The sequence below is a fragment of the Pseudomonas borbori genome (genome assembly GCF_900115555.1).
Lineage (GTDB): Bacteria > Pseudomonadota > Gammaproteobacteria > Pseudomonadales > Pseudomonadaceae > Aquipseudomonas > Aquipseudomonas borbori.
In genome coordinates, this window is record NZ_FOWX01000059.1 from 1 (window position 1) to 11,056 (window position 11,056).

The 11,056-nt window shown below is 62.9% G+C and carries 7 protein-coding genes; 2 read left to right on the forward strand and 5 right to left on the reverse strand.

The genetic code is table 11. The features are described from left to right. Positions 1-934 precede the first annotated feature (934 nt). On the forward strand, positions 935-1,525 hold the full coding sequence (locus tag BM315_RS23220) for a disulfide bond formation protein B (RefSeq protein ID WP_244527365.1): 591 nt from the start codon (positions 935-937) through the stop codon (positions 1,523-1,525). Positions 1,526-1,536: 11 nt separating this feature from the next. Here BM315_RS23220 and BM315_RS23225 read toward each other — a convergent pair whose 3' ends face one another. Then, positions 1,537-2,271, reverse strand: a complete 735-nt coding sequence (locus BM315_RS23225; RefSeq protein WP_090505963.1) for an SDR family oxidoreductase — start codon at positions 2,269-2,271, stop codon at positions 1,537-1,539. Between the two features lie 354 nt (positions 2,272-2,625). Here BM315_RS23225 and BM315_RS23230 point away from each other — a divergent pair, with 354 nt between their 5' ends. After that, positions 2,626-3,633: a TRAP transporter substrate-binding protein gene (locus BM315_RS23230; RefSeq protein ID WP_090505965.1), complete on the forward strand. Its 1,008-nt coding sequence runs from the start codon at positions 2,626-2,628 to the stop codon at positions 3,631-3,633. A gap of 72 nt (positions 3,634-3,705) precedes the next feature. Here the strand turns inward: BM315_RS23230 and BM315_RS23235 are convergent, their stop codons facing one another. The 4 genes from BM315_RS23235 to BM315_RS23250 form a co-directional block, all read right to left on the reverse strand. Continuing rightward, positions 3,706-7,287, reverse strand: coding sequence for an EAL domain-containing protein (locus BM315_RS23235; protein ID WP_090505967.1), 3,582 nt, complete (start codon positions 7,285-7,287; stop codon positions 3,706-3,708). After that, on the reverse strand, positions 7,263-8,363 hold the full coding sequence (locus BM315_RS23240; protein ID WP_090505970.1) for a chemotaxis protein CheB: 1,101 nt from the start codon (positions 8,361-8,363) through the stop codon (positions 7,263-7,265). Before BM315_RS23240 ends, BM315_RS23235 begins: the two co-directional genes overlap by 25 nt. Positions 8,364-8,379: 16 nt before the next feature. Then, positions 8,380-10,575, reverse strand: a complete 2,196-nt coding sequence (locus tag BM315_RS23245) for a hybrid sensor histidine kinase/response regulator (RefSeq protein ID WP_090505972.1) — start codon at positions 10,573-10,575, stop codon at positions 8,380-8,382. A 7-nt stretch (positions 10,576-10,582) separates the two neighbouring features. After that, positions 10,583-11,056 (reverse strand): methyl-accepting chemotaxis protein (locus tag BM315_RS23250; RefSeq protein ID WP_244527366.1); only part of this gene is annotated, 474 nt, incomplete at its 5' end.

An 11,056-nucleotide genomic window follows, 5' to 3' on the forward strand; every position in this document is an offset into this window, starting at 1 on the left:
CCCTAAACTTGGCTCAGCAATCGACAAAAAACTCTCAAATTAACGAGTGTTACTTGTGATGCTGATAATCTTGCGACTAGCAGTCTTACCTCACAAGCACCCACACGAATTGCTTGATTCAGTTGTTAAAGAGCAGCGGCTGAGTCTTTCGTCTCAACCGAGGCGCGCATTCTACAGCACCTCATCTTTCCGTCAAGTTGTTTTTCGAAGTTCTTTTCCGAAGAAAACTTTTCTACTCAACCGCTTGCGCCTCCGATCAGCTTCTGGCATCTCGTCAGCGGGAGGCGAATTCTACAGCGTTTCAAACCGCTGTCAACCACCTCTTTTACCGCTTCCGATCACCTCGACCGAATCACCGACAAGCCCAAACCACCACCTTGTCAGCCCGGCGCATTCTACACAGCTTACACTGTTTTGCAACCCCTCTTTTTACGCTAACTTCTTGTTTTACAAGAGTTTTGCAGAGAGGCGTGCGCCTGAAGAGGTGCGGATTATAGGCTCAATAGAAACTGCGTCAAGCCTTTATTCTTATTCAGTTTTTTGGGCGGTATCCATTTTTCTGATCGGCGGGCACGGGGTTCACCGGTTTTTGTGCACCTCGATGGCGGTGGATTTGAGTGACACGTGCTCGATCACGGCGTCACTCTGCTGACTTGCTAACCAGCGCTTCGTGCACGCACATTGCCGCAAGCCGAGAATGCTTGCGACATCCTGTATCGTGCCAACAGCCGCTTAAGTCCCAATCAGAATGATGCACTGCAAGAGTCCGGGTTGTCTTTGATGGAAAATGCTTCACGGTTTCCGACCCGACTTGGGGTTCAAAATTATATAAAGTGATCAGGACCTTTTGTGCCACCTGCTTGACCTCCCACTGTGGCCCCACTGTAGGAACCCCGGCACCATTGAACGATCACAGCCGTGAGCAGAAAACACGGTGACAACAGTTGTCTGTCCTGATGACACAGCGACTCAGCAACTGCTTCAAGCCATTGCCCAGCCCCCAACGGAAATTCAAATGACTCGTCAGAAATCCATTATTCCGCTGCTTTCAATCATTGCCATTGCTTGTTTCGCCATGCTTGGCGGTGCCTTGCTCATGCAGCATCTGTTCGCCTGGGAGCCTTGCACACTGTGCGTGCAGATTCGCTTGTGGCTGTTGCTGGGTGGGGTGCTCAGCCTGTTTATAGTCGCCGCGGAGGCAGTCGGGCAACGCTGGTTGACCCTGATACTCTGGCCGCTGTTGCTGGCGGCGGGGTTTATGGCTGTGTTCGACAATAGTCATCTGGTGCTGATCGAGACCGGCATCATGGAAAGTTTCAGCTGCTCGCCCTTCCCCTTCTATGCCTTCTATCTCCCCTTGCATGAGTACCTGCCCGGTATATTCATGAGTGCTGGCGTTTGTGGGCAAAACGACTATGCCATCCTCGGTGTCTCCTTCACCAGTTGGACGCTGCTGAGCGTCACCCTGCTGTTCGCCTTCATCCTGTTTGTGGCGTGGCGCGCCGTCGGCAAAACCAGGGGATAGTAGCTGCTCGGCTAGACGATGCCGCCGTTGACCCGCAGCGTCTGGCCGTTGACCCAGCCCCCCTGCTCGCTGACCAGAAAGGCCACAACATTGGCGATATCCTCGGGTGTACCCAGGCGCTCCAGCGGCGGTTGCCTGGCCAGGCGCTCGACCTGCTCGCTGGTTTTTCCGCCGAGGAACAGCTCGGTCGCGGTGGGCCCGGGAGCTATCGCGTTGACGCAGATATTACGACCACGCAGCTCCTTGGCGAAGATCGCGGTGAAGCTCTCCACCGCGGCCTTGGACGCGGCATACACGGAATAACCCGGCAGCGCCAGGCCCACCACGCTGGTGGAGAAATTGACGATGCGCCCACCGTCGCGCAGGTGTCTGGCCGCCAGGCGCAGGGTATTGAAGGTGCCCTTGGTGTTGATCGCGAAGATTTTCTGGTACAGCGCATCGTCGCTGTCGGCCAGGTTGACCATGCCGGGCTGGATGACCCCGGCGTTGTTGATCAGGATATCGATACCGCCGAACTTCACCTCGGCCTGGTCGAACAGGGCTTCGACCGCCACCGAGTCGCTGATGTCGGCCAGCACGGCATAGGCCTGGCCGCCCGCGTCAATGATATCGCGCACCACCCGCTCGGCATCCGCTGGCCGTGCGGTGTAGTTGACCACCACGCTGATGCCGTCGGCGGCCAGGCGTTTGGCGATACTGGCGCCAATACCCCGTGAGGCGCCGGTAACAATGGCGACTTTTGACATGCTGACTCCTGCGATGAGGGCAACTCGCGCTGCACCGGTTGTAACAACTGGTATAGCTGCCATCGGCGCAGGATGTTCGACCGGTGGTCACGTGAGAGGCGCTGAAGGCGCACTCATTTACGGCGAAACTGGCGAATAGCCGCTCATCCGCACGCCGAAAAGGCGGAAAACCGCCAGCTCATGCGAACTGGATCACAGGCTCGCGCCGACGATGCCAGTGCTGAGCTCCAGCCGCACGGTTGGCACAGGCATTGCGATACAGGGCGGCACACCAAGCGTCGCTCTAGCCACGGATGCCTCGCTGGCAGGCGTCTGTAAGGTGCAGGCCGATCAATAACAAGAAGGGACAGTCCGATGTTCAAGTCGATTCTCGCCATGGCCGCCTGCGCCCTGGTGCTCAGTTCTGCCAGCGCCCACGGCGCGCAAACGCAAAGCCCCATCCTGATCAAGTTCGCCCATGTGGTCGCCGAGACTACGCCCAAGGGCCAGGGCGCCCTGCTGTTCAAACGACTGGTCGAAGAACGCCTGGGCGGCCAGGTCAAGGTCGAGGTTTACCCTAACTCCTCGCTGTATGGCGACGCCGACGAACTGCAAGCACTACGCAACGGCGAGGTACAACTGCTGGCGCCCTCATTGGCCAAATTCGAGAAATACACCAAGCAACTGCAGATCTTCGATCTGCCCTTCCTGTTCGACGACCTGGACGCGGTCAACCGTTTTCAGAAACGTGCCAAGGGCCGCCAACTGTTGCGCGCCATGGAGGATCACGACATCGTCGGCCTGGCCTATTGGCACAACGGCATGAAGCAGTTGTCGGCGAGCAAGGCGCTGCTGATGCCAGGCGATGCGGCGGGCTTGAGCTTCCGTATTCAGCCCTCCAGCGTGCTCGAGGCGCAGTTCCAGCAGCTGCATGCCAGCGCGCAGGTTCTACCGTTCGCCGAGGTTTTCGACGCGCTGAAGAACGCCAAGGTGCAGGGCGCGGAAAACCCCTGGTCGAACATCTACAGCAAGCAATTGCACAGCGTTCAACCATTTATCACCGAGACCAATCACGGCGTGCTCGACTACATGCTGGTGAGCAACCCACGCTTCTGGTACGCCATCCCCCATCGGATCCGCAGCGAACTGGAAGGCATCATCGACGAGGTGACCTATGAGGTGAATCGTCAGGCCGAGGCCGCCAACCAGGCGGATCGGCAGCGGATCGAAGCCTCGGGCCGCAGCCGGCTGATCACCCTCGATGAACAACAACGTGAGGCCTGGCGCCAAGCCATGCGCCCGGTGTGGCAGCAGTTCGAGGTCCAGATCGGCAGTGATGTGCTGAAAGCCGCGCAGACCGTCAACCGCAAGCAGCGCAATTGACCCGCGGCCTGGCTCGTCGCCACAGGGTCAGGTGCGAGCCTGATGACTCACTGCATAGCCGTGCAGTAACGCTCAAACGCTCGCGAGCCCCAGCACTTGCTGGTGCAGCCGCTGGTTCTCCTGCTCCAGATGGCGCTGGCGGAAGGCTTCGCGCAACTGGCCGCGCAGATCGTCGGCCGACCAGGGCTTGGTGAGGAAACGATAAATCACCCCCTCATTGACCGCCTTAAGGATGCTGTTGACCTCGCTGGAGCCGCTCAACACCATGCGGATGATATCCGGGTAGAGGCCCTTGATCCGCCGCAGAAAATCCAGACCGTTGATGTCGGCCAGGCGCATATCGGTCAGCACCACATCCACCGCATGGATCGCCAGCAGCGGCAGTGCCTCGGCGCAACTGCCGGCGGTCAGTATCAGGTAGTTCTCCAGACGCAACTCGCGCTGCAAGGCCTTGAGGATACCGGGGTCGTCGTCGATCAGCAGCAGGCACTGCTCACGGCCATCGAGGATATCGCCGGGTAAGCGCAAGACCGAGTCCGCTTGGAGAAACGCCAGACAGGCCGCCGGGGGCAGCGGCGGCGAATAGTAGTAGCCCTGCAATTCATCGCAGCCGGCGTGACGCAGGAAACCGAGCTGCTCTGGCGTCTCCACGCCCTCGGCGATCACCTTGAGGCCCAGGTTATGGCCGATGGAAATCATCGAGCGGGCCAGCGAGGCGCTGTCCGGATCCAGATGAACATCGCTGACGAAGCTGCGATCGATCTTCAGTTCGCTGAAGGGAAAGCGCTTCAAATAACCGAGCGACGAGTAACCTGTGCCGAAATCATCGATCGAAAAACGAATCCCCAGGGCGCTGAGCGCCTGCATTTTGGCCAGCACCGCGTCGGTATTGGTCATCAGCATCGACTCGGTCACTTCCAGCTTGAGTCGCTCGGGGGCTACGCCGTGCCGGTCGATGATCTGCTGCACCCGCTCGATGAAGTCGTGCGCCATGAAGCTGATGGCAGAGAAGTTAACCGACATGCTCGGACCCTGCAGTGCATCTTTCCAGGCATACAGCTGGCGGCAGGCGGCGTCGAAGACATGGAAGTCGATGCCGACGATCTGTCCGGTTTCTTCGGCCAGTGGAATGAACTCGTCGGGCGCCACCAGCCTGTCCTTGCGCTGCCAACGCACCAACGCCTCGAAACCACAGAGACGCCCACTCTGCAGGTCCAGCTGCGGCTGGAAGACCAGGCGGAACTCGTCGTGGTGCAGGGCATGGCGAATTTCCTGCTCCAGCAACAGGCGGCGCTGCATTTGCTCGTTCATCTGCGGGGTGAAGGCGCAGATGCGATTACGCCCCTGATGCTTGGCCTGGTACATGGCGGTGTCGGCGTTGCGCAGCAGGGTACCGACATCCCTGCCATCGTCGGGGAAGCAGCAGAAGCCAATGCTGCAACTGACCACCAGCTCCTGACCGTCCAGCATCAGCGGGGTGGCAATCTGTTCCTTGAGCCGTTCCAACCAGCCGATACGCCCGGCAAACGAGCCGCTGTCGGCCAGCAGGATGACGAACTCGTCGCCGCCCAGGCGCGCCACTGTGTCGATTTCCCGGGCAACGCCCTGCAGGCGCGTGGCCATCTGCACCAGCAACCGGTCGCCGGCGTTGTGCCCGAGGCTGTCGTTGACCACCTTGAAGTGATCCAGGTCCATGAAGACCAGGGAAAACTGGCTCTGGTTGCGACTGGCGAGGGCGATAGCCTGGTGAATCCGGTCGTTGAGCAGGTTGCGGTTGGGCAATCCGGTGAGGCTGTCGTGGTTGGCCTGGTGTTCCAGTTCCTCCTGATAGCGCTTGGCCTCGGTGATGTCGTGGAGGATGCCGACGAAGTGGCTGACCTTGCCGCGGTCGTTGACCACCGGCGCCACCTTGAGGTCGTTCCAGAAGGCCGAGCCGTCCTTGCGATAGTTGCGCAGGATCGCCGCGCCCTCCTCCTGGCCGCGTAGCGCCCGGCGGATAGTGTTCAGTGCCGGCTGACCCTGCTGTTCGCCCTGCAGGAAGCGGCAATTACGTCCCAGCACTTCCTCGCTGCGGTAGCCGGTGATGCGCTCGAATGCCGGATTGACGTAGACGATCGGCTGATCCGCCTGCTCGTTGTCGGTGATGATGATGGCGTTGACGCTGGCCTCCACCGCACGGGTACGAATGCGGATTTCAAGGTCGCGGCGGCGCTGCTCGCTGACGTCCTGGATCACCGCAATGGCGCCCTGCAACAGACCCTGGTCATCGAGGAAGGGCACCGCCGAATTGAGGATGGTCTTGCTCGCGCCATCGAAGCTCTGGATGTCGATCACCCGGTTGCGCGAGGCCTTGCCCTGCTGCACCGCATACGCCAGCGGCCAGTCATCGTCCTGCACCGGCTCGCCGTTTTCTGCCCAGAAGCCCTGATACCGACCGCGCTCGACCAGCTCGCCCGGCAGCGTACCGCCCCAGATCAGGCTGCTCTCGGGATTGCTCATGATCAGCCGGCCACTGGGGTCGGCGACCAACACGCCGACCGGCAGGCTGTCGAGAATCTTGCGCAACAGTGCCTCGCTCTGCGCCAGCGCCAGTGTGCGCTGTTCCACCAGTTGCTCCATGCTCTCGAACAGGCGGGCGCGGCCCACGGCCATGGCCAGCTGTCGGCCGATCGAAGCCAGGGCGGTGAGCCATTCGTCTGGCCAGCTTTGGCCATGCCGACGGACCACGTTGAGCATGCCGATGGTCTCGCTGCCGAGCAGCAGCGGGATGCTGGCATGGGCGCACTCGCCGGCCTGTTCGGCCAGCGCGGGACAGCCTGCGATGTTGCTCGGGGTGCTCAGGCGGTCGCTGAACCAGGCGTGCAGGCACGGGCAGTTGACCACACAGGGTTGCAGATGCTCGATGCTGTATAGCGCGCCACGTCCACGTGCCCCGGCAAGCCGCACCGGCTCGTCGGCAGTGCGCGTATCGGCCAGCAACAACCAGGCACCGACCGCCTCGGGGAACTCGAGGATACGGTTGAGCGCCTCGTCGATCACATGCCGTTCGGTCTTGGCGTCGGTCAGGCCGCTGGTGAAGTGAAACAGGCAGTTGAGCAGCGAGTTGCTGCGCGCCAGTTCGTCATGCTTGCTCTGCAACTCGTGATTGAGGCGCACACCCTGCTCGTAGGTGGAAATCAGCAGGTCGAGAATCTGCTGGCGGCTGGCGGTGATGAAGTGCCGCTCGCCCTCGAGCATCACCTCCACGCCGATCTGCACCCGTTCATGGCTGCGCAGTTCGAGATTGACCAGGAAGTAGCGGATTCGCGACAGCAGGTACTTCTCGTCATAGGGCTTGACGATGAAGTTGTCCGCACCACAGGCCAGGCCACGCACCACATCCCGCGCATCGGCCAGGCGGGTGACCAGGATCACCGGAATGCCCGCAGTCTGCTCCTCGCTCTTCAGTTGCCGACAGAGTTCATAGCCGTCCATTTCCGGCATGACGATATCGCTGATGACGATGGTCGGCTGACGCTCGGCGACCATCGCCAGCGCTACGACGCCGTTGCGCGCCACACGCACCTTGCAGCCTGCCGCTTCGAGCAGATATTGCAGCTCGGTGGCCTGGGTCGGGCTGTCCTCGACGATCAGGATTTCGGCGGTGTCGTACATGGCTCGTTCCCTCTTCTCACGACGTTCTGTGTAGCCATCTGCTGCGCAATCGAGTTAAGCACGGCGGCGATACCTTCCGGTGACAGTACCAGGCAGGCGGCCTGCAAATCGATGGCGGCCCGTGGCATCGAATCGATCACCGCGCTGGTCGGCTCCTGCACCAGGGTAAGGCCGCCCTTGCGGTACAGCTCGGCCAGCCCCTCGGCACCGTCGCGGCCCATGCCGGAAAGCTGGATGCCGATGGCCTGCTTGCCGAACGCACAGGCGACCGAGCGGAACAGATGATCGGCCGAGGGGCATAAGGCCTGTTCCGTCCGAGCGGCCTCCAGACGCACGCGCAAGGCCGCGCTCACCCCCGTCTGCACGCCGTCCGGCGCCAGGTAGAGCCTGCCGGGTAGCAGCGCCTGCGCGTCCTCGGCGATCTGTACCGGCAGTGCGGTCGTACTCGCCAGCCAGTGGCAGAAACTCGGCAGAAAGCCTGCGGCTATGTGCTGCACCAGAATCAGCGCCCAGGGCTGCGCCGGCTGGAGATTCTGCAGCAGGGTCTTGAGTGCCGCCGGACCACCGGCCGAGGCACCGATGGCCACCAACCGCGGCGCATCGGCGATCGTCTGGGCGACCCGACTCGGCGCTTCCGGCGGGGTTGCCGTGGCACCGGCGGCGCTCGGCTTGTAGCGTCGCACTATCTTCACCTGCGCCATGTTGCGCAGGGTGCGCAGCAGTTCATCGATGCGCTCGTCGAAATCCGTGGCATCCAGCCCCCTGGGCTTTTCCAGCACCGCCAGCGCACCGGCTGCCAGGGCGCGCATGGCGGTTGTAGAGTCGCGCACATTGGCACTGGCAGTCAGTACCACCACCGGCAAGGCGTAGTGTTCGAGGATCCGCGCTGTGGTCTCATAGCCGTCGAGGCCCGGCATGTGCACATCCATGGTCACTATGTCCGGGGTGTAGGTCTTCAACATAGCCAGGGCCTGCTCGCCATTGTCGGCGGTGCGTACCTCGAAACCCGTGCTCTCGAGCACCGCACGCAGCAGCACGCGCAGCACCGGTGAATCGTCGACGATCAATACCCGCATGGCCGTAGAACCTCTCTCAGATCAAGCGTCGAATGGCGTCGAGCAGGCTGTCCTGCTCGAAACCGCTTTTCACCAGGTAGGCGTTGGCGCCCGCCTCCAGGCCGCGGGCGCGGTCTTCGGCCGAATGCAGCGCCGTCACCAGCACCACCGGTAGCTGCGCCAACTCGCGGTCGGCGCGAATCCGGCTGGTGAGGCTGAAACCATCCATGCGCGGCATTTCCACATCGGACACCAGCAGATCGAAAGGCCCCTGTTTCAAGGCATTCCAGGCTTCCAGCCCGTCGTTCGCCGTGGCCACCCGATAGCCGGCGCCTTCGAGAATGGCCTTGAGCAGGCCGCGCGAAGTGAAGGAATCCTCGGCGATCAGCAGCCGTTGGCTGCGCACGTCGGCGCTCTCCGCCGGCTGAACCAGGGTGCTGGCGGTAGTGGCCAGGGCGCTGCGGTAGAGATCGCCCGGATGCAGGATAGGCACCAACTGGCCATCGCCGAGCACGGTCGCGCCGAGCAGGTTACGCACCCGCAGCAACTGGCGACCGAGGTTCTTCACGGTGATCTCCTGATCGCCGAGCAGTTCCTCGACCAGCAGGGCGAAACGCTCGCCGCGCACCTTGAGCAACAACAGGGTCAGATAACCGTCGTCACGCGCCAGGGGCGTGAGGCCAAGTACATCGGCGAGCGACCAGACGGGCAGTACCTCTCCCTCGAAAACCAGGGTCGGGCGGTTTTCCTGGTTCTTCACCGCGGTGGCCGGCAGACGCAAACAGCGCTCCACCGCCAGCGCCGGCACGGCAAAGGTACGCTCGGCATTGCGCACTATGACCGCGCGAAAGGTCGATAGGTTGAGCGGTAGATGCAGGTGGAAGCAGGCGCCCCGGCCGGGCTCGGACTCCAGCTCGATGCGCCCGCCGATGCGCTCGACCGACTCCTGCACGATGGCCATGCCCAAACCGCGGCCGGACAGGTCGGTGAGCAGCGCACTGGTCGACAACCCGGAGGCGAAAATCAGCTTGCCGGCCTCCGCCGCGCTCAGGGCCTGGGCCTGCTCCTCGCTCAACAAGCCAGCAGCCACGGCCTTGGCCTTGAGTTGCGCCAGAGCGAGGCCACGGCCATCGTCCTGCACCCGCAGCTCGAAACGGTCCGCCGACTCCTGGATCAGCTCCAGCTGGATCAGGCCAACCTCGGGCTTGCCGCAGGCTGCGCGCTGCCCCGGGGTTTCCAGGCCATGATCGACGGCATTGCGCAACAGGTGGGTGAGCGGTGTGCGCAGCTCGTCGAGAATGCGTTTGTCGACTTGCAGGCTGGCACCACGCACCTGCAGCGTCACCCGCTTGCCGGCCTGGCTGGCCAGGTCCTGGACCATCGCCGGCAATCCTTCCACCAGGCTGCTGCCGGCCAGCAGAAGCACGCTCTGCAGCTCCTCGGCGAGGGACTCGGAGAGCTGGGCCAGGCTCTGCGAAAGGTGCTTGCCGGCCTTTTCCAGCTGGATCGCCTCGAAGTGCAGGCGATCCAGCTGCGCCTGACTCCAATCCAGATGCTCGAGCAGCGCCTTGAGCGCATCCTGGCTCGCCGTGGGCAGCGCTTGGGCACTTTCGCGCAGCCGTTGCAGAGTTCCACCGGCGAGTAGTCGGTGACCGCGCTGCGGTTCACAGGCTGCGCGATGTTCGCCGAGCAGACGCGCATGGGCGCGGGCCTCGAGTTTGTGCTGCAACAGGCTCTCGCTGTGGAACAGCAGTGCATCCAGGCGCCCGGCCGAGACGCGCAATGTACCAGGCTCGGCGGGCAGCGCAGGAATGGCCACCAGACTCTCGGGCAGACTGACCGCGGCACCCTGGGCGGCAGCCTCCAGATCCTCGATCAGTTGGGCCTGCTCTTCAGTGTTCGCCGGCTGCCCGGCGTGCAGCGCCTGCACCCCCCGCAGGGCATAGCGGCACAGCTCGACCCGCGCCGGGGTCAGCTCCAGGGTGCCGCCACGCACCGCGCCGAGCAGGCTCTCCCAGGCATGGCAGATCTGCTCGATCGGCAGCAGGCCAACCGCCCGCGCGGCGCCCTTGAGGCTGTGCACCTCACGGAACAGCGACTCGATCGACTCGCCGCTGGCGCCCTCCTCGCGCCAGTTGGCCAGGCCATCGGCGAGCACGCCGAGGCGCTCCTGCGCCTCCACGCGAAAACTGGCCAGCAGTTGTTGTTGCAATGCTTTGCGATCCAGACTCATGGCGCACTCACAGCTTGAAGCGGGCGGCCAGGCCCTTGAGTTTGAGGCCCAGTTGATGCAGGTTGCGCGCCGCCAGATCGACCTGGCGGGTACCGCCGACATTGTCCTGGCTGGCCTGGCGGATATTGGCCATGGCGCTGGCGACCTGGTCCATGCCGATCAGCTGTTGCTGACTGGTGGCGGCGATCTGCAGGGCCATCTCGCTGGACGTCTCGATGCTGCCGCTGAGGCTGCGGATCGCCTCGCCGCTGGTCTGCGCACGCTGGTAGCCGGCTGCCACCGTCTTGCCGCCCTGCTCGGCCAGCAGCACCGCCCGGGTCATGGCTTTCTGGATCTCGCCGAGGATCCCGCGCACCTGCGCGGTGGCCTGTTTCGACTGCTCGGCCAGGGCCTTGACCTCCTGCGCCACCACCGAGAAACCCTTGCCGGTTTCACCGGCCTTGACCGCCTCGATCGAGGCGTTGACCCCGAGCAGGTTGGA

Bases quoted from the DNA above. Each gene is read 5' to 3' on its own strand.
- BM315_RS23225 (WP_090505963.1), bottom strand. From the start codon at position 2,271: ATGTCAAAAGTCGCCATTGTTACCGGCGCCTCACGGGGTATTGGCGCC.
- BM315_RS23230 (WP_090505965.1), top strand. From the start codon at position 2,626: ATGTTCAAGTCGATTCTCGCCATGGCCGCCTGCGCCCTGGTGCTCAGT.
- BM315_RS23235 (WP_090505967.1), bottom strand. From the start codon at position 7,287: ATGTACGACACCGCCGAAATCCTGATCGTCGAGGACAGCCCGACCCAG.
- BM315_RS23240 (WP_090505970.1), bottom strand. From the start codon at position 8,363: ATGCGGGTATTGATCGTCGACGATTCACCGGTGCTGCGCGTGCTGCTG.
- BM315_RS23245 (WP_090505972.1), bottom strand. From the start codon at position 10,575: ATGAGTCTGGATCGCAAAGCATTGCAACAACAACTGCTGGCCAGTTTT.